General features: G+C 40.4%; 11 protein-coding genes. 8 read left to right on the top strand and 3 right to left on the bottom strand.

The genetic code is table 11. The annotated features are described in order from the left end of the window. Positions 1-512 precede the first annotated feature (512 nt). From BCU91_RS12470 to BCU91_RS12460, 3 genes are all read left to right on the top strand, one after another. Positions 513-1,565 carry a hypothetical protein gene (locus BCU91_RS12470; protein WP_102531596.1) on the top strand — a complete coding sequence of 351 codons (1,053 nt, stop codon included), beginning with the start codon at positions 513-515 and terminating at the stop codon, positions 1,563-1,565. A 34-nt stretch (positions 1,566-1,599) separates the two neighbouring features. Next, positions 1,600-4,737 (top strand): ExeM/NucH family extracellular endonuclease, encoded by a 3,138-nt coding sequence (locus tag BCU91_RS12465; RefSeq protein ID WP_102531595.1) that lies wholly within the window; start codon positions 1,600-1,602, stop codon positions 4,735-4,737. Positions 4,738-4,801: 64 nt separating this feature from the next. Next, on the top strand, positions 4,802-7,402 hold the full coding sequence (locus BCU91_RS12460) for an endonuclease (RefSeq protein ID WP_102531594.1): 2,601 nt from the start codon (positions 4,802-4,804) through the stop codon (positions 7,400-7,402). A 528-nt stretch (positions 7,403-7,930) separates the two neighbouring features. On the opposite strand, the gene BCU91_RS12450 is transcribed toward BCU91_RS12460, so the two are convergent. Then, positions 7,931-8,422, bottom strand: coding sequence for a MarR family transcriptional regulator (locus BCU91_RS12450; protein ID WP_076543138.1), 492 nt, complete (start codon positions 8,420-8,422; stop codon positions 7,931-7,933). A 463-nt stretch (positions 8,423-8,885) separates the two neighbouring features. Between BCU91_RS12450 and putP the strand changes: the two genes are divergently transcribed. The 5 genes from putP to BCU91_RS12425 all read left to right on the top strand — a co-directional run bounded on the left by putP (position 8,886) and on the right by BCU91_RS12425 (position 17,258). Continuing rightward, positions 8,886-10,382: a sodium/proline symporter PutP gene (putP, locus tag BCU91_RS12445; protein ID WP_102476444.1), complete on the top strand. Its 1,497-nt coding sequence runs from the start codon at positions 8,886-8,888 to the stop codon at positions 10,380-10,382. A 9-nt stretch (positions 10,383-10,391) separates the two neighbouring features. Next, positions 10,392-11,492: a glutamate 5-kinase gene (proB, locus tag BCU91_RS12440; RefSeq protein ID WP_102531592.1), complete on the top strand. Its 1,101-nt coding sequence runs from the start codon at positions 10,392-10,394 to the stop codon at positions 11,490-11,492. Between the two features lie 339 nt (positions 11,493-11,831). After that, a complete protein-coding gene (locus BCU91_RS12435) occupies positions 11,832-13,268 on the top strand; it encodes an MBL fold metallo-hydrolase (protein ID WP_102531591.1) in 1,437 nt (478 codons plus the stop codon). Between the two features lie 210 nt (positions 13,269-13,478). Further along, a complete protein-coding gene (locus BCU91_RS12430; protein ID WP_133126605.1) occupies positions 13,479-16,034 on the top strand; it encodes an MMPL family transporter in 2,556 nt (851 codons plus the stop codon). A 552-nt stretch (positions 16,035-16,586) separates the two neighbouring features. Beyond that, complete coding sequence (locus BCU91_RS12425) at positions 16,587-17,258, top strand: oligogalacturonate-specific porin KdgM family protein (protein ID WP_102437072.1); 672 nt, start codon at positions 16,587-16,589, stop codon at positions 17,256-17,258. Positions 17,259-17,440: 182 nt separating this feature from the next. Here BCU91_RS12425 and BCU91_RS12420 read toward each other — a convergent pair whose 3' ends face one another. Together BCU91_RS12420 and BCU91_RS12415 are read right to left on the bottom strand one after the other, a co-directional pair. Next, entirely contained in the window at positions 17,441-19,855 is a 2,415-nt protein-coding gene (locus BCU91_RS12420) for an EAL domain-containing protein (RefSeq protein ID WP_241904082.1), read from the bottom strand. Between the two features lie 231 nt (positions 19,856-20,086). After that, the gene (locus BCU91_RS12415) at positions 20,087-21,034 is read right to left on the bottom strand and encodes a diguanylate cyclase (RefSeq protein WP_102531588.1); all 948 of its coding nucleotides are present in this window, start codon (positions 21,032-21,034) and stop codon (positions 20,087-20,089) included. Positions 21,035-21,429 lie beyond the last annotated feature (395 nt).

Here is a 21,429-nt window from a genome sequence, read left to right as displayed (position 1 = left end):
ATTAAATATATCGGTTTAAGTAAAAGGTTTGACTGGTTAATAATTACCTCGGGATGCGATAATTATTAAATAAATGTTAACTCAAGTGGTAAGGGTGTTTTTGTGATATTAATCGTAAGTTTTTCTTGCTATGAGAGTGTGGCTTACTTAATATCGTGGTGTTGATACAAAAGGCTTTTTTATAAAAAATAGTCGAAGTAAATGTTGCTAATTTTTAAGTGTAAATACATTTAGTAATCATTTTTCATTTTAATAATGGTTGTTTTGTGTAGGGTTGCGGTTTTATTGAGCAGCCTCAATTGCTCATGTTGATAAATTGTGATCTAATTGGCTGAATATTTCTAGCTTCGTTCATTTCAAAGACTTTTGAATGTTAATTCGTTGTTATATGTTTTATGTATAACCGCGTTGTATATTCTTCCTGCCGATAAATCAACCTCACATAAATAATTATTAAGCCCGAATTCAACCTATTGCGAAGGGGTTGAAATTTACTAATGGAAATAAATGCGATGTTTAGAAGAACAACCGTTGCAATCGCCTTAGCCTCTTTATTCTGTGTGAATGCTGCAAGTGCAGTCACACTACAAGAAGGAGACAATGGAGATTATATTCGCCTATTTGGTGAAGTGGGTGTTGGGGGTCATTTTGGTACCAATTCAGATTATAACCATGATGAGTTTTACGATACTAAAGGCTATGTCGATGATAGTTTTGCCACGTTAGGTGTAGCAGGACAGAATAAAAACTTTATCTACCGATTAGAACTGGATTACCAACGTAGAAATTGGCTTGGTGGTGATGGCGAGTTTGAACTTGCCATCGACAAAATGTTTGTCGGTTATATATTTGACGATAATCACTGGATTGAGCTGGGTTTAACAGATACTGCGTTTGATGAGTATGATCATTTTGGTGATTTTACCTTCAATAAATCGGTAGAAACCGGTGAAGCAGGCGATCAAGAAAATACCGTTAAATATGAAGCTAAGTTTGAAAACTTGGTGTACGGCGTTTCTTATTCCTATGAAGGCAAGCACAAGAATGGTGCTTTACAAGGTGATATTGTCAACGGTTATGTTGGCTGGATGTCAGACTTTGTTTCCGTTGTCGTGGGTGTCGAAGGTCGTGGTGGCTCAGAAGGGATCTCTAAGTATGGTGAGCAAATGCTTGTCGGCTTAGGTATTCGCGCTCAAATCACCTCAGATTTTGCATTAGGTTTCAATACCTTTTTAGAAGATGAAGATCTAGCAACTCGCAAGAGTGGTGATACGTATCTTGGATACGAAACTTTCCGCAATTATGGCATGACGTTAAGTGGTAAATACGATCTTAATGAGTCTTGGGAAATTATTGCTTCAGCAAATCATGAGCAATATGAAGGTTGGGATGTAGAAGGCCCTAACTACGACTATTCCGAGCTGCCAGCTGAATTTGGTAAAGACCGCCAATGGGCAAGCTTAGGTTTCAACTACCGTCCAGCAAGAGACATCGTTGTGTCAGTAGAAGCCCGAGTTGGCGAAGCGCCAGAAGCTGCATATGCCTATGTGCGCATGTATTTCTAATTTCATTCCAAGATAAACAATTATCGAGTTTACTATGAAGAAAAGTTTTCTCTCACTGGCCATCGCCAGTATTATCAGTGTCGGCGCTAATGCTGCAGTCAACGACCTACTGATCACCGAAATGGTGCAAAAAGATTATGGGGCTGAATTGGGCTCTGTGGAAATCACCAATACCCACGCTACCGATGAATTTACCTTTACCGATGACACCGCCGTGTATATGTGGGCTAACGGTAAGTATGAAAATGTCATGCTCAATGCCAGTGGTCAGCCATTACTATCAGGCCTTACCATTGCACCTGGTAAATCTTTAGTGGTATTAAACAAAGATGCTAGCGACGAGTATAAGCAAATCATTACTGATAACGGAGGTGATTACGTAATTGGTGAAGGTGACCCAAATACCAGTTACACCGATTTTTACCTAAGTGGTAATGATGGTTTCTACATTAAAAATGGCGATGTGATTATTGACCGTGTTGGCGCTGCAGATAATACCAGCGTTTGGGCTCCAGACACTACGCTGCGCCGTCGTATGGATAGTGAAGGTAATGCACCTGTTCCTTCTGCAACCTTTAATGCTTCGCAGTGGGAAGTAATTAGTCCACTTGATATTTCAACTGTGGGGACGCCAAATCTAGCTGAAGCTTATGAGCCATTTGTTTGTGCTGATTTAACCACAATTGGTGACATCCAAGGTACGGGCGGACCATCTCCATTAAAAGGTGAAAGTGTTGCCGTTGAAGGTGTGGTAACAGCCGTTGTTGGTTTACCGAAAAAAGGTTTTTACTTACGTGATGTAGTGGCTGATGGCAACCCATTAACCTCAGATGGTATCTTTGTTGAAAGTGGCAGTGCAGATAGTCAGCTAGTTGGCCGCACGATTTGTTTAGGCAGTGAAGTCGCTGAAAGCTATGGACAAACTCAGTTAGCGACCGATGATTGGGAAGTGACCAATAGCGAGTTCACGCCGACTGTGGCTACTGATATTGAAATGCTGGAATCAGATGGTGGTTCATTTGAAACCACACTCAATCGTTATGAAGGCATGTTAGTCAATCTGCCAGCAGATATAAATCCGCTTGAAGATGGCAATCAAGATATGCGTGTATCACGTAGTTTCAGTTTTAACTACGACAGCTACCGTAATAATATTACTTTGGCTTACAAGCGCCCAAATCTACAACCGAATCAGCTTAATGTACCTGGTTCACCAGAATCTTATGCAGCAGCTGCGCAAAATGATGATTATCGTTTAGTTATCGAAAGTTCGACTTCTGCTGCTAACGGTGACATCCCTTATTATCCTAACTTTGGTATCGCACCAGAGGATAATTACATCCGTATCGATGACAGTGTCGTGGGTATGGAAGGGGTGATTAGTTATAGCTTTGGTGATTATGCTTTAACTGTGACTAACGAGCTAAATAACAATAACTTTGTTCATAACCTTCCTAGAACTGACAGCCCTGATATCGATGAAACAGTAACAAATGACGAGTTTGCTATCCGCATAGCTAGCCAGAATTTATTTAACTATTTCAACTCACCATTTGGTGGTGCTCAAAACCAATTCGGCCAAAGCCGCGGTGCTGATACTTTTACTGAATTTTCTCAACAAAAAACTAAATTAGTAGAAGCCATCCGTGCGCTAGATGCTGATGTAGTCGGTTTGATGGAAATGGAAAATAATGGTTTTGGCCTTAATGGTGCTGTTGCTGATTTAGTTAATGAAGTTAACGTTTACTACAACGACGAATACGCAGATAACTATGACAAGCCATACTCAACCGAAAACCGCTATGTATTCGTTGGCTTTGACCATAACGGTAATGGTGTACTTGATGAACTAGATGCCCTTGGTTCAGATGCGATAGCGACAGGTATTATTTACCGTCCGAGTAAATTAAGCATCGAGCGTACCCGTGTTGTTACGATGCCACAGCAAAAAGCGCCGACCATTGTTAATGACAATAACGAGGTGATTAAAGACAATAATGATGAGATTTTAGAAAGCGGTCAAAACTATCATCGTGACGCACTTGTGGTTACTTTCCTTGTTAACCAGACAGGCAAGCGCTTAACTCTAGCGGTTAATCACTTTAAGTCTAAAGGTTCAACTTGTTGGGAAGATTGGCAAGGAGTTGAGTTTGGTGATGCTACTAAGTGGACCCAAGATGCTCCAGATCTTGATTTTCAAGGCTCATGCTCAGAGTTCCGTATTTCAGGTGCAGTACAATTAGCTGAAGAACTTAAAGACGTTGAGGGTGACAAAATCATCTTAGGCGACCTTAACGCCTACGGCCAAGAAGACCCAATGTTGGTTCTGACTGAAAACCCTCGCAACAAAACCCTAATGACCGCAAGCCATACTTTTGTAGGTAGCAAACCACAGTTCAATACAGATGGTTCGCCAGTACAAATTACTAATAGTTACGGGTACATTAATATTATTTCGAAAATATTCGAAGAGAAGGGTAAAACCCCATGGAGTTACTCTTATAACGATGAGGTGGGTTCACTTGATCACATTCTTATTTCACCTTCGCTAGAAGAGCGTGTAATCGATGCTGCTGACTGGCATATCAACGCTGCTGAATCAAGCCTTTATGATTACAACAATGAGTATAAGGGTGACTACAGCAATGAATTTAATAAGTTCTATGCTGAAGACCATTTCCGCTCTTCAGATCACGATCCAGCATTAGTGACCTTAAGTTACTTGCCTGGAGAGGCTGATTCAGGCCGTTCAATGTATCTGACCAAACTCAATAAGTTAATGAAGGTGCCATATCAGATCCCAGAGATTGCAGGCGCTTTGACTGGCGATGTCGCCACCATCAAACTGACGCCTAAAGATGATAAAGAGCAACTGGATTTGAGCCAACTCGTTGAGCCCAACGTGGTGTTAACTCAGGATGGTCAAGCCCTAGTTAACTTTGAAGTCTTCGGTGCGCCATCTGCGCGCTACAGCGCTAAAGTTGCTCTTGAACGCGACGGTGCAGTGGTTGCGGGTTCTTCACTTTCTTTCGATATTGAAGTGCAAAATCGAGACTCGTTAGTCGCTGAAATAAAAGAAGAAAGACATGATGGTAGTGGCGGTAGTACTGGTTTACTTAGCTTGTTAAGCCTTCTGGGTTTATCAGCTCTTCGTCGCCGTAATCGCAAATAAGTTCAACCCCCCGGTGAGGTGTTCACTTCGGTGGCACCTCACCACCTAACTAAAAGATACGACTATGAATAATAAAATCAATGCAGTTGCTAAAGCAGTTACCCTACTGCTAGCTGCAGTATCAACGGCTGCTAACGCTGATTTGGTTATAACCGAATACATGGAAAGCGGCTCACAAAAAGCTGTTGAAATTTCAAATTTGAGCGGGGCTGATATTGATCTTGATGCAGGACAATATGTTCTCTCTGCTTATAACAATGGTGGTGTTGATAATCCTACTAATTCAGAAACCCTTACTGGAACATTAGCTAATGGACAGAGCCTTGTATTCCACAATGGAGCAGATGTATTTACTATAGGCACTCAGTCAGAAGTCGTTAACTTTAATGGTGACGATGCACTGGTTCTCACAAAAGCTGGGGATGTCATTGACCGCTTTGGCAAGTATGGCGAACAGCTTAAATGGAGCTGGACAGATTCAAGCGGTAACACTCTTTCAGCCGAAGACATGACGTTAAGAAGAAAGGCAAGTATTACTCAGGGTGATACTGATGAATCTGCAGAATTCCCCACTGATATAGACGATTGGGTGGGATTCGAGATTTATACAATTGATGGGCTAGGTTGTCCAGGTGAAGGTGCCTGTGTAGCAGAACCTGGTGCACTCATCATCACCGAATATGTTGAAGGAAGCAGTAATAACAAAGCGATTGAGCTTTCTAATGTTGGTGCTAGTGCACTAGATTTGGATGCTTCTGAGTATAAACTTACCCTATTTTTCAACGGGTCAACTACCCCAGGAAAGACTCAAATTTTATCTGGTATTTTAAATGCAGGTGAAAGCCGTGTATTTCATCACTCAGACGCTGCAGATGAGTTCAAGGTTGGTGATGAATCGGAAGTGACCGGGTTCAATGGTGACGATGCACTAGTCCTTTATAAAGACGATGTGGTTATCGATCGTTTAGGTAAGTTGGGTGAAGATCCAGGTTCAGAATGGACAGACCCAAACGACCCCAATTTTTCGACTAAAGACAAAACCCTTCGTCGTAAAAATAGCATTACTGCGGGTGATACCGATGCTACAGCAGCTTTCCCAGGTGATAACAATCAATGGCTAACCTTTGATGTTAATACTGCAGATGGCCTTGGTTGTATGGGTGAAGTTGCTTGTACTGAAACGCCTGTTGAGCCTGAGCCAGATCCTACACCTTGTTCCGGTTGTGAAGAGTTAACGCCAGTAGCAGATCCAAATACCTTCGATACCAACGTTTATTATACCAATGTACTCAGCGGTAACTTTGACGATGCTGAAGCAATGAAAAATGCTATCTCGGTTGCCATTGCTACAGGTCATCAGCAATTGACCTACAAGCAAGTGTGGACTGCGTTGACTTACTCAGATGAAGACCCATCTAATAGTAGCAATGTTATTGAACTTTATACTGGTAAATCAGTATCTAAACAAAATAACGGTGGCAATACATCTGATTGGAACCGCGAACACATTTGGGCAAAAAGTCATGGTTTCCCTAGTGAGTCACAGCTAGGTTATACCGATGCACATCATTTGCGTCCAACCAATGTTAAAGTTAATTCAACCCGGAGTAATTACGACTTTAACGAGTGTAGCGATACCGGTACTGAGGTAGCTGAAGCACCAGGTAACTACCTTGATGCCGCAGCACGTTGTTTTGAACCAAGAGATGAAATCAAAGGCGATGTGGCGCGAATGATCATGTATATGGATACACGTTACCAAGGTAACGATACCAATATGCCTGATTTAATTGCGATTGATCGCATCACCACCGCTGATGAAGTTGCCAATAACGAGCCATTACATGGCAAGTTATGTACTCTTTATACGTGGGACCAACAAGATCCTGTCGATGCGACTGATATAAAACGTAACGATGCCGTTTATACCTACCAAGGTAACCGTAACCCTTACGTTGATTACCCGCAGTGGGTTCAAGAAGTCTATGGCGAACAGTGTGGCGACCCAGTTAATCCTAAACTAGATGTTGATATCATCATTGACTCACCTGAAATGGTTAATGAAGGTGATGCATTAATAATTGATGCTTCTGCAACGGTTGCGAAAGATGAAGCAGAACTCACTTTTAACTGGGAACAAACATCAGGTCCAGCTGTAGAGTTTGATGGCGCAAATGCTGTTTTAACATTATCAGCACCTGAAGTCAGTGCTGATCAGCAACTGCAGTTTACTTTAACAGTCAGTGATGGTTTGTTAGAGAAAACTGAAGTCGTTAATGTAAAAGTGGTTAATGTACCGCTGACACTTGATATCAGTTTTAGTGGCAACACAGAGCTAAATGAAGGTGACAGCACAGTGATCACAGCAGCCATAGCCAATGAACCTGAAGGATTACAATATAGCTGGACACAAGTTTCAGGTATGAGTGCGGATTACACTGCTGATGGTTTAGTGCTGAATGTGACTGCACCTGACGTTGATGTTGATCAAACATTAGTGTTTACACTTTTCGTGAGTGATGGCGAAGAGCAATACAGCACCAATGTCAGTATTGATGTGAAAAACCAACAAGAGAGTGGTTGGAGCAAGCCTGATGGTGCAGGTAGTTTAGGCGCTGGCTTGCTAATGTTATTACCGCTGTTATGGCGTCGACGTCAATCTTAAGCTTTTGAAGGTTTATTTTTGAGTTAAAATTTGAGAAATATATAGCTTAGAAATAAATGGTAAAGATTAAATTAGCCCAATTACAAGGGCTTAATAAAAGTCCACTAGTACAAAGCCTGCTTTGTGCTGGTGGACTTTTTTATTTTCAATTGATTTTTTTTGTCTCATTCATTTTTTTGATAAAGGTCAGTACATTCTTATCCATAGGTAAAGAACCAGGTGGGCATGCGCCACCTGGAATTAGGCCTGAATATTGGCCTTAAAATTCTATATGGGAAGGGGGTTAACGAAAGTAACGGAAAGCAGTCACTTCAATCAGGTTGAGCTTTTAAGAGTTATGACTGCCTGTCATCATGCTGAGTGAACTTTAAGATTAGTGGCAGGCAATCTTCGTTATAGCGTTGCAGTGATTATCTGAACTCAGAACTTTGACTGTGGAGGCTGATTTACGTAAATAGAGGGATATTATAAGTTCCATTTTACCCCTCTACTTTATCAATTGGCTATATTCTTAAACCATTGTGATGGTTATTCTGCAGGTAATTCAGTGCTTTTATAAATGGGATCGACCTCAAGTACTGGCGCTGCATCGAGTTCGTTGGCATCCATCATAGAGCCAATACGTTGCATTGATGATAAAAGCTGAGATTGTTCCCATTCTTCTAATGCGCAGAAATTTTGAATAAAATGCTCCTGCAATGGCTTAGGCGCTTCAAGTAAACAAGCCTTGCCCTCATCAGATAAATATAAACTAACCCGTCTTTTATCTTGCTCACTTCGGACCCTTTGAATCAAATTTCTGCTTTCTAAGCGGTCTAAAATGTTAGTCACAGTTGCAGCGCTCAAGTTGATATTTTTAGCCACTTGACTCGCTGTAACACCATTAATACCGGCGATTTCTTGCATGATCATTAATTGAGGCCCGGTTATACCAGACTTTTTATTCAACTGTTTTGAGTGCAAATCAATTGCTCGAATCACTTTACGTATCGATATTAATAGTTCTTCGTATTTTTCCATTGCTTCTTCTAGTTATTAGCCATGAGTGTAGGATAACACTAACCTTATTTTTTATCAGTCCATATTGTCTATTAGCAATAAGTCTTAGCTGCTTTCGAGTCGAATACTAACCATTTTCGCTTTTAAACAATAACCACTTTTCAAAAATGGGATTAACTCAAATGATTTATTTTCATGTCGTAAGAATTAGCGGTCATTAAGCTACTGTAAAATATCAGCTTGGAATTTGCTCGGTTGATCTTAGTGTAATAATTCTATAACATAATAGTTAGAGTACTAATTATTAGAGGTAGAATTAAATGCAAGGCGAAACCAGTTCATGTGACAGTCCCAGTTATCTGCAACAATTAACAACACGTTCAGTTGAAATAGCGAAACATACAGTGGGATTAATATGTTTATGGTTAATTCTTAGTACTTATATTTTTTATCCGCTAACTAAAATAAATAAGGCTGGTAAATAATGGAATATACCTATATTTCATTAGGGGTTTATTTTGTACTCATGTTAGCTATCGGTATCTACGCCGCAAAAACATCCACAGCTAATCTTTCTGAATATATGCTTGGCGGCCGCCAAGTTAGCCCTCAAGTGACCGCATTATCTGCTGGTGCATCTGATATGAGTGGTTGGATGCTAATGGGATTACCCGGTGCCATTTTTGTTTCAGGGTTTGATACTATTTGGGTTGCACTAGGCTTAGTGATTGGCGCATGGGCTAACTATAAACTTGTGGCGCCTAAGCTGCGTTTGTACACCGAAAAAACCAATGACTCGTTAACCTTGCCAGATTTTTTTGGTAAACGATTTGATAAAGAAAATGGTGTTATCCGCCTCATTTCAGCTGTAGTCATCATCATATTTTTCACTTTATACACCTCAGCAGGTCTTGTTGGCGGTGGTAAGTTATTTGAAACCGCGTTTGCAATGAACTATCAAACTGGCGTTGTTATTACCATGCTAGTGGTGGTGGCTTATACCTTGATGGGCGGCTTTTTAGCCGTAAGCATGACAGACTTTGTCCAAGGTGTGATTATGTTTATTGCCCTTATTTTAGTGCCTGTTGTGGCGTTCACGCATTTTGATAGTCCATCAAGTATGATGAATTATTCACTTGAGACGATTCCTTCTTTTAGTGAAAGCTTATCTGGTTTAACTCTGGTATCGCTGCTATCTAGCTTGGCATGGGGACTGGGCTATTTTGGTCAACCGCATATTATTGTTCGATTTATGGCGATAGACTCTGTTAAAAATATCAAAACAGCTCGCCGGATTGGTATGAGCTGGATGACAGTGACCATTATTGGCGCTTTAGCGACGGGTTTAACGGGGGTGGCTTATACGCGTAAATTTGAAGTCACGCTTGCCGATCCTGAAACTATCTTTATTTTCTTTTCTGAAGTGTTATTTCATCCTTTAATTGGCGGTTTTTTATTAGCGGCAATTCTAGCAGCGGTAATGAGTACCATTTCTTCACAATTGCTAGTGTCTTCAAGTTCACTGACAGAAGATATCTATCGTGCTTACAGCAAAAAAGCAGTATCTGATAAAACAGCGGTGAATATTGGCCGACTTTGCGTATTTGGTGTAGCTGTTGTGGCATCTTTTATCGCAATGAACCCATCGAGTAGTATTTTATCTATTGTCAGTAATGCTTGGGCAGGCTTTGGCGCGGCATTTGGTCCGCTGATTTTATTTAGTTTGTTATGGCAAAAGGTGACTTATGAAGGGGCCTTAGCCGGCATAATTACTGGTACTGTGACGGTATTATTTTGGATTTTTGCACCTGTATTAGCTAATGGTGAAACCTTAAGCAGTGTAGTGTATGAAATGCTGCCGGGCTTTTTCATCAGTGCAGTATCGATTTGGTTAGTGAGTTTAATAACCAAAGCGCCATCTGCTGAGATCCAAAAAACATTTAAAGATGTTAATCATCAATTAATTCAACAATTATCATAAGGTCTACTCATGTCTATTAAATCCAATCAACGATTGGTGATAAAGGTGGGTAGTGCGTTAATTGCCCCTGAAAACAACGGTTGTAGTTCGCATCACCTGCTGAGTATTGCGCAATTTATACTTCGTTGTCGTAAGCAGGGAAAGCAAGTTATTTTGGTTTCTTCGGGTTCAGTTGCTGCTGGTCGTCAATGGATTGATATTAAATCACCGTCAATTGCCCTAAAAAAGGCCATGGCAGCAGCCGGACAAACCAATATGATGGCAGTTTGGGATAAGTTATTTGACTTTCCCACTGCGCAAATTCTTCTGACCCATGCTGATTTATGTAATAAAGAACGCTATGCCAGTATTAAAGAAACCATAGAATCCTTATTGGGGCATGGGGTATTACCTATCGTAAATGAAAACGATACGGTGACCTCTGAAGAGTTAAAAGTTGGCGATAACGATAATCTCGCCGCTATGGTTGCGGCATCAACAGGGGCAGATGGCTTAATCCTTTGTACTGACGTTGATGGATTGTTTGATAAAAACCCCCAGCAACATGCTGATGCTAAATTGATTAAAACCATTGATGTTATTGACGAGTCTATTTATCAAATGGCAGGCGGTGCAACCAGCTCAATGGGCACTGGCGGCATGCAAACCAAAATAGAGGCGGCTGAAAAAGCGGTTGCTCATGGCATTGATACTTATGTAGTTAATGGCTTTAATCATCAAACTTTTAGCGCCTTGCTGCAAGATGAAAACCCAGGCTCGCATTTTGTGTCTTGTAAAACCCCGATGTCACCAGAGCAGCATTGGATGACTCATACTGTCCGCGAGCGAGGTGAGGTGGTGATTGAAGATCAACATGCAGCGATTAGTCAGCATGATGATGTGATCACCAGTGCTAGTATTCTTTCGGTAAAAGGCGAGTTTGCAGTGGGTGATACTATTTTAATCCGCACTGATGATGGCTCACAAGTGGCAAAGGCCACATCTAATTACAGCAGTTGTTTGCTTAACTATCTCACTCAACAAGCTAACACGAGTGAAAATGTAGCTAGCCAACCACAAAACAACTCAATCATTTCACCGATAAATCTCGCCGTTTTGCAGAGAACATGAGTTTAATCTTAATATTATCAGCCAATGTATATCACGCCGCTAGGGCACTATTGTAATTGATGCAGTTGATGCAACTAAGTAACTGACTTAAATTACAAAAATAGCCTTTCTCGTTTGATTGTTGTAATAGATCCTATCGGGTTAAAGGGCTATTAATCACTTACTTTAAGTGGGTTGTTGCCTGTGTGTTTTTAACTTATTGACTCTTTCTCCATACTCACTTTCTTAGCACTTCTCTATCTGTTAATTATATGCACTTACCAATGGCTTATTCGCATCTAATTTATTGTCATAGTCTATGATTAAGGAACGACTCAAGGGAAAACTGAGGAAGTTACCATGGAAATGACACTGCGTTTTTTAGGGGCAACTCAAGAGGTAACAGGTTCCTGTCATTTATTAACTATCGACGGTAAACAAGTGTTGTTAGATTGCGGTTTAATTCAAGGTGGCAGGGCGGTTGAACTGCGAAATCATGAGCCGTTTGCTTTTGAGGCAAGCACTATCGATGCGGTGGTCTTAAGTCATGCCCATATTGATCATTCCGGCCGTTTGCCTTTATTAGCAAAGTTAGGTTTTGATGGCCCTATTTATACCAATAAAGCTACGGCTGAACTGTGCACTGTAATGCTAAAAGATGCCGCCATGCTGCAGCAGCGCGATAATGAACGGCTGAATAAGAAGCGTAAGAAACAACAGCTCGAACCAATCTCCGCTTTATTTGATCAACAAGATGTTGATAAGGCGATATCGCAGTTCGTGCCGCTCGATTACCAAGTCGAAAACCCAATCGTGCCCCATGTTAGTGTAAGACTGTTTGATGCTGGGCATATTTTAGGCTCGGCTATTGTTTCGTTACAACTAGGTGAGGGCAGTCAGCAGAAAACCATAGTCTTTAGTGGTGATCTTGGCCGTGCAGGCATGCCGATTCTACGAGACCCTACCTTAATTGATAATGCTGATTTAGTCTTAATGGAAAGTACTTATGGTAACCGTTTACACCGTAGTTGGGATGAAACCATTGCTGAGTTAAAACAAATTTTTGCCAAAGCGATAACCGAAAGTCGCGGCAATATATTGCTACCAGCATTTTCGGTGGGGCGAGCACAAGAATTGCTGTATTTATTTCATTTGTATGCCAAAGAGTGGGATTTGTCTCGTTGGAAAATTTGCTTAGATAGCCCGATGGCTATTGAGGCGACCCGAGTGTATATCAATAATTACCCGTTAATGGATGAAGACTTTAAACGCTTTACCCGCATGCATCCAGGTGAGCACCCACTGTTATCTAATGTTGAGTTTACCCAAAGCACCGATGAGTCAATGCTGCTGAACGAAGTACATCAGGGGCTGATTATCATTGCTGGTAGTGGAATGTGTAACGGCGGGCGAATTCGTTGTCATTTCGAACATAATTTATGGCGCCCAGAATGTGATGTCATTATCTGTGGTTATCAAGCAGAAGGCACGCCGGGCAGAGCGCTGGTAGATGGTCAGCCTGAACTGACAATTCGCGGGAAATCGGTAAAAGTTGCTGCTAAGTTGCATACCATAGGCGGCTTGTCTGCCCATGCCGATCAAGCTGAATTACTGCGCTGGTATCGTCATTTTAATCATCAACCACCATTGATATTAGTCCACGGTGAAACCACGGCGCAGCAAGGGTTAGTGGATGCAATACAGCAAGATAAATCATCTGCCCCCCAAGCGCTTGCGATAGCAGCCCATGGCGATAAACTGGATTTAAATGGCCTACCACAACTGGTTTGGTGTTGAATGGCGTTATCCAGCGGTGCTGTAATTGAGCAATGCTGTCATTGAGCAATAGTGTTTTGTGCTGACGTTGACTGCGAATGCACATTAATACATATGTTCATTACAGCCTTTCCCAATGACAAATTATCATTGTTGTTGCTTATGTCATTGCCACATGGATGATTATCAAGACTATAATGTCGCTATCCACTTTATCTGCGAAGCTCACTTGTGAAACATTGGTTTTTTTCAAAACAAACATTGCCGTTTATATTGTCATTGCTCTTTATTGGGCTAATGACCACCATTGCTATTATCTACAGTAAAAATAATTTCGTGGTTGACTCCAACCTAGATCGTCTCGTTCAACAAAATGCCCCATGGAAGGACAACTTAACTAAGACGGTAAATGAATTTGGCGACTCTGAAAATGGTCTGGTCATTGTGGTTTCTGGTGACAATCATCAGCAAGTACAAACTATGACTGAAGCGCTACAAGCAGACTTTTCTGCACAGCCCTTATTTAACGACGTATTTGCGCCAGCAACCTTGCCATGGCTTAAGCAGCAAGCCTTGTGGTTATTACCCGAGCAAGACTTTATTGATTTTAATGCCAATGTTGCCAGCATAATGCCAAAACTTCAGGCGGTCATGTCAGTTGAAGCTAATGGCACTACTGGGCAAAATGATGCTGGGATACAATTATTAGCACAATTAAATCATGCTATTGAAACTGATGACATTAAAGCCGCGAAGCTGTTAATTAACGTATTAAACCAACTGGCGGCAAAGCAGGGCAGTGTTGACTGGTTTGAGGTATTGATGCCACCAAGTCGTGGTACTATTTATCAAATTATCACCTTAAATGCACAGCCTCAAAACGATCAAAAACAGCCGAATAAATATATCATCGAAACCGCACAAAATATTATCCATCAATACAGTGATAATGACGCAGTGCAAATTCGCATTACTGGTCAGACGGCGTTGGACTATGATGAAATCAGTGACGCCAATAATAGCGTAACCTTAGCGGGGACCATGTCGCTGATAGGCTTGATTGTAGTATTGGGATTTGGTATTCGCTCTTTGCGCATAATCGTTGCCAGCTATGTGGCCGTGATTATTGGGTTGGTGTGGACGCTCGCACTTGGATTATTTTTGGTTGGTTCATACAACACCATTTCCATTGTATTTTTGGTGATGTTTATTGGTTTAGGTGTCGATTTTGCGATTCATTTTTGTCTGCGATTACGAGAAGAGCAAGCACTACAGCCTACCAATTATGCCAGCTTGATTGCGGCAATTCGCGGCACTTTTACGCCACTTAGTTTGTGCGCATTAACCTCTGCCATAGGGTTTCTTGGCTTTTATCCTACAGCTTATACCGGGCTTGCTGAATTAGGGGTTATTTCAGCGGCGGGGATGGCAATGGGGTTGCTGGCAACCTTTATCGTTATTCCGACTTTTTTCTTTATTTGTGGCTATCCTCGAGCACATGGTTTTAAGGCTAACATAGCGACTGAAGAGGGTGATACTCAGTTCCAATATGCCAGCGACGATGATTTCTGGTTGCCTAAACATCACAAAATGGTAGTTTTTTTGGCCGTGATAGCCTTAGCTATTTCTGGCTATGGTGCCAGTAAAATGGAATTTGATTTCTCGACTTTGGTATTAAAATCGGTGAAGTCTGAATCGGTTAGAACCCTTGAAGAAATTCAACAACAAGGCTTAACCTCAAGCTATCAAATGATGATGCTAGCGACATCACCACAAGAAGCGGCCAAGTGGCAATCACAATTGTCTGGTTTAGCTGAAGTGAGCAATGTGATTTCAATCAACTCTTTTTTAGCCACTGATCGCGCGTCCAAACAGGCAGCATTGTTGCAAACATTAGCAGCCGCCAATGCGCCAATAGAGTCATTAGATAGCCTTGCAAGCTTGCAACAAAACCTAGTCAGAGCGGATTATGCCCAAGGCGTGATTGCGCAACGTACCTTAGATTGGCTTAAAAATAATGATGAATTCACCCTTGTGAGTCAAATTAATCAACATGCATTGGCGCCATTACAAGTTATGCAGCAAAGTTTAACTCAGTTATTGCAAGCCCCAATTCCAAGCTATGATGATATTCCTACGGTGTTAGCTCAGCGATATAAAAACGAGCAATATTTATTAGTGGTGGCTTACCCTGCTGGCGATATGCGTGATGTGAAACAGCTGGATAGATTTATTAAGCTTGTACAAGACGTAGCGCCCAATGCAACCGGAAGACCTGTAGCCGAGCAGCAAGTGGGTAATATTATTATTAACGCATTTTTGCAGGCAATCACTTATTCACTATTACTGATAGCCGTCATTTTGTTGCTAGCGCTAAAACATAAGCGCGATGTTATTTTGACTTTTATACCGCTGTTATTAACCACCTTATCAACTATGGCTGTTGCCCATTGGAGTGGACAGGCGCTAAATATGGCCAACATCATTGTCATTCCATTGATATTTGGCTTGGGGGTCGATAATGGTATTCACATCGTTGAGCGCTTTCGGGCGGTGGGATCTGCGAGGGCCTTTTATCAATCATCAACCCCAAGAGCGGCAGTACTAAGTTCACTAACCACAATGGCGACCTTTGGTTCTTTGTTACTGGCCGATCACCGAGGTATGTATAGCATTGGTTTTTTACTCACCATCGCCATCGGCTTTCTACTTTTCTACAGTTTAACGGTATTACCCGCTTTATTGTTTAGTGTGAAAAAGATGCAGCCCGGCTATTCGTTAAAATAAGCTTATTATGGTCTTTGCTTAAATTTTTATTATTTAAAAATGCTGATAGGGACATTGGCTTGTTTAATCCTGATGCAAATCTTAAGCGATACTCAATTATAACTAGCACTTAAGCTAAAAACGTAAGCAAGCCATTTTCATCGCCAATATTTTACTGTCGAATTTCTACATATCACCAGCGTGTTTTTTACATGTCACTTTTGCGCTTTATAAATAACCTCTGTGCCTAAAATTGTGAATTTGTAATACAAAAGGCTGCTATTCCTAACAGTGCTGATAATAGGTTGGTAACAACTTGTGGCGCCTTTGCTTACCTCTCAAGGGGTTTACGCTCTAATGTCGAACGAATGCGTAACATTTGCAAGCAAATAGACGGTAAATTAGCGAGTTTTTGCTGTGGTTTATATCATTTTGATCTAGATCTCAATTTACAAACCTGTACTATTTTACAATATTGTATTACTTATTAAGGCTGTTAATTGAATTTATACTGGGTACATGAGTGGCTTTTTAATTCGATGTATCATAGCTATGATGTGAGGGTTTATTGTAATGACTGCTAAAAATCTGCTTTTGTGTGGCTGTGTCGCTCTGTTTACTTGCTCTACCGTTTCTGCTGCATCATTTAACGTTCGTCAAGAATTTCGAGCTGAGTCTGGTGAGTCGACTCGGGTCAAAATAGGTAGCAGTATTGGTAATTTTAATTATAGTGGCGAGTTAAAATTTAAGCCTGTAGATGGTTCTGATAGGAAGTCTAGCCAAAATAATGGTTGGGAGTTAGGTTTAGATTATCGCTTTAAAATTAACGATAACTGGACCATAGTGCCAGGGATGCCCATTGAGGCCCGTGAAAAAGGAATGACCTATAAACCGCAAATTCGAGTAAACTATGCCGTTGACAGCATTCAAGGTTTAACCATTACAGCTCGTTATCGTCATGACTTTTATAGAAATAATTCCGATGTTGATAAGCAGCGTCATCGATTGACCACAGGTTTTGGTTATACCACTCACGATTGGAAATTTGGTTTTGAAGCTGATTTATATAAGGCCGTTGATTACAATATTTATGACAATGGTGATACCAATTATGAGTTGAATCTAACCGTAGCTCGTAAGATAGGCCAGTGGACACCTTATGTTGAATTTGGTGATATTAATGTCAGTAATGATAGCCCTGATCGTGAGCTACGTACTCGAATAGGGTTAACTTATAGTTATTAAGATATAATAATTTCATCCAGCGTTAGTGGTCATTTAGTTTTATCAATATATTCACTAAGCTTAGGAATGAAGGTTTATCTGCAAAGGTAAGCTTTCTGCAAACTGATATCGCTTTAGATAGTTATTGAAAAGTTAATTCCTATCACGACAGATAATTATTCTGATTAACCTTTAAAACTGAATCAGTTAAAAAGGGCGGTTAATGCTACTGGTGTTGATGACGTATCAGGTTGTGAAAATCGAGCTTCAAATTTATCGATAGTTTCAGGTTTGCCACACAAATATCCTTGATAGTGACTGCAGCCTTCTTTTGATAAAATCTGTCGCTGTGATTCATCTTCTACCCCCTCAGCTATCACGGTTAAACCCAAATTATGTGCCATTGCTATGATGGTGCGGACAATTTCTTGATCGCACTTATCTTCAACCAAACCATCGACAAAAGATTTATCTATTTTAAGTTGGAAAAGAGGTAATTTTTTCAAATATTGTAAAGATGAGTAGCCGGTTCCAAAGTCATCCAGTGAAAACTGAATGCCTAATGCAGCAATTTGGTTCATTTTTACTATGGTTTTATCGATATCATTTAATAGAATTGATTCGGTTAATTCTAGCTTCAGTAATTCAGGGCGAACCTTATGGTATGTTAATGCGGATTTTATTGTTGCGACAAAATTGTCTTGGAGAAATTGTCTCGCACTGACATTGATCGCTAAGGTGAGTGATTCAGTTGAGCTATTTTGCTGCCATAATTGCAGTTGTGCACAGGCGGCGTCTAATACCCAATGACCAATTGAAATAATCGAACCATTTTGCTCTGCAACGGGAATAAACTCTACCGGAGGAACAAGACTCCTGTTGGGGTGATTCCAGCGCAATAGCGCTTCAGCACCTAATGGATTGTTATGCTTGTCTACTTGAACTTGGTAATAAAGTTCAAATTGTTTATTTTCAATAGCATGATTTAATTCTGCTTCTAGCGCGACGCGATTAGAGATATTGGCTTGCATTTGGGGGTCAAAAAATCGCATTGAATTGCGGCCATCGTCTTTAGCTTTATACAAGGCGATATCGGCTTGTTTCAGTAATTCATCAACGGAGGTATTTTTGTTTTTAACTAAAGTAATACCAATACTGGTGCTAATGGAATAATCATGGTCATTTAGTTGATAGGGTAAATTAATTGAGGCGAGTATTTTTTTGGCAATATCTTTGCTTTGCGTGGCAGCTATAGTGGATTTACCACTTAATGCTTCAATTAAAATTACGAATTCATCGCCGCCAAAACGAGATACTGTATCGCTTTCTCTAATGCACTGTACCAGCCGTTTTGCCACTTTTTTTAGGAGTATGTCTCCCATATCATGGCCTAAGGTATCATTGAGGGTTTTGAAATTATCAAGGTCTAAAAACAGTAATGCCCCTTTTTGGTTATGACGGCTGTTTGTTAATAAAGAATGATTGAGGCGGTCCATAAGTAAACGACGGTTTGGCAGTCGAGTTAATGGGTCAAAATAAGCTAAATCGGCAATTTTTTTCTCAGCTTGTTTATTAAGGGTGATATCACAGATGGTGCCGACATAATTGGTAATGACAGAATTATTATCAGTGACCGCAGTGATAGTGAGCTTTTGTGGGTAGATATCGCCATTTTTTTTCTTATCCCACACTTCACCCTCCCAATAACCGTGCTCTTTGATTATTTTCCACATCTGTAGGTAAAACGGCTTTTTGTGTTTGCCGGAAGATAAAATACTCGGATTTTGACCAAGGACCTCATCGGCATCATATCCGGTAATCCTAGAAAAGGCGCGATTTACGCGTAATATTTTGTTATTGGTATCAGTGACCAGCATGCCTTCTTGGGTTTCAAAAGCGGTTGCAGCAATCCGCAAATCTTCATGCGTTTTTCTCAGGCTACTATCACGGTTAAATAAGTTTCTTAGGACCATTGTGGCTGTAATGCAGCCTGACAAAATCGTAAATAGTGAAAATGCAGTAAATAGGATCCACAATGTAGTTTGTGACTTTTCACTTCTTTGTTGAGCCTGTATTACTAAATTAGCCGCTTTGTTTGAAGAGTAGTCAACGATATAGTCCATTCTATTCATTAAAGCTTGATACAAGGGGGTAGCCTGATTTTTTATCAGTTTTTCAGCATTTGTAATGTCATGGTTTATAAGCAATTCAATAATATCTTGTTGAATGCGCTGAAGCTGTAAAGTAAATGAAATTGCCTCAGTGACTTTGGTCATATCACCTAAAAAATTTGTTTGGATGATGTTTAAATTATCAGCCAATGTAGTTTGTATTTTGTCGGTCTCAACAACAAAGGTGTCACGCCTAATATTACTTTGCTCAATGAGGCCATAGAGTAGCTGGTTTCTTAGGGTTGTAATTGATTGTCGTGAAATACGCGCAGCGGCGTTGACTTGAAAAGGGTGTTGGTAGATTTTATTGGTTTGAGAAGTAAAGTCATGTATCTCATTGTTTAATTGAAATGCGAATGACAGCAAACCGGCAAAAACAAAGGTATATCCTGACAATGTAATCAATAAAAGTTTGGCATAAGGCCTTAAAAATTGTCCTAATGACATAAAGCATCCCGAATCCATTCATAAGCTTATAATAAACTATAGTCGCAACTACCTCATTATGCGGGTAATTCACCAATAATATTTAAAAAACTCGAGCTAGCGCTCATTTGCATTTCAAAATCGCTTATATTTTCCTAAACCAGTGATGAAAAACTTAATCTAAATGAGCTTTATGCCATTAGTTATACTTTCTTATGTCCAACTATTCTGTTAAATCACAAATAATAACCACTAGGAAATATTGCTTATTTCTATGCTGGCGACTTGGTTTCTTCCATTCGATTTAGCAAGATACAGTTGCTTATCAGCAAGTTCCAATAACATACCTTGCTGCATTTCCTTATGAGGTACAACGGTAGCTACGCCTGCACTGATGGTGATGTAGTCTGATACATTTGAAAAGCCGTGTTCGATTTTTAGGGCGTTGATGTTATCGACAATTGATTTGGCTTTATGTTCAGCGCCACAAAAATCAGTTTGTGGCAAAATACACACAAATTCTTCACCGCCGTAACGTGCCACTAAATCACAAGGACGTTTCAGTGTCTGTTGTATTGTTTTGGCAACCTGGGCTAGGCAGTTATCTCCTTGCTGGTGGCCATAGTTATCGTTGTATTGCTTAAAGACATCAATATCTAACAGGATGATGGAAATAGGCTCTTTTTCACGAACACAATGGCGCCAATTTGCGGCAAAACGCTGGTCAAACTGGCGTCTGTTAGCGACACCCGTTAACGCATCGTACATGGCAAAAGAGCGCAATAAATCCGATTGCTGTTTGAGCCTCAATTGATTTTTAACTCGGGTTTTGGTGATGATGGGGTTAATAGGTTTATGAATAAAATCTACTGCGCCAAGTTGAAGTCCTTTTACCTCAGTGGCTTCTTCAAAATGAGCTGTAATAAATATAACGGCGATATTGGCCGTGAGTGGATTCGCTTTGAGTTGTTTGCATACTTCAAAACCATTTACTGTCGGCATTTCTATATCAAGTAATACCATATCTGGTTGTAAACCCATGCATACGTCGATGACTTGATCGCCATCGGTCGCCATGAAAATATCATAGTCTTCTTGCAATAATTTTTTAATTATTTTGACATTAACAATTTGGTCATCGACCACCAAAATTTTGCCTTTAACGTCATGTTGGGACACAATGAGGTCTGAAATTTCCATTTATAACCCTTCTATAATCCCATTTACGCGAACTAATTAGGGCTGCTAACACAGCGCTACTGTTAGTCGAGTAAATGCTGATTTTCTATTAGTTTAATAAGCTCAATCCTTGCTCTACTAAATTAATATTAGCAAACATCCTTTAAAAAGCATCAGCGTTAGTTATGTTTCGGCGAAATAGCGGTTTTAACTAATCCCATAAGAAGCGTGATGGTTTAGTTTTACCGAGTGGTTAGACTGTTGTTAGCTCTTTATTGATTAGTTCAACTGTGGTGACTTCACATTAGGTATCTCGAGATAGCGGTAATATCAGTAGCGATACTTTTTAGAACTTAAAGTGAGATAAAAATCCTATTTTTGAAATTATATGGGGTATTAAAAGCTTAATCCAATGG

Origin of the sequence: Shewanella sp. 10N.286.52.B9 (genome assembly GCF_002873635.1) — a bacterium.
In the GTDB taxonomy this organism is placed as follows: domain Bacteria; phylum Pseudomonadota; class Gammaproteobacteria; order Enterobacterales; family Shewanellaceae; genus Shewanella.
Note: the sequence above shows the minus strand (reverse complement) of the source record. Positions and strands in the feature narration are given on the sequence as shown.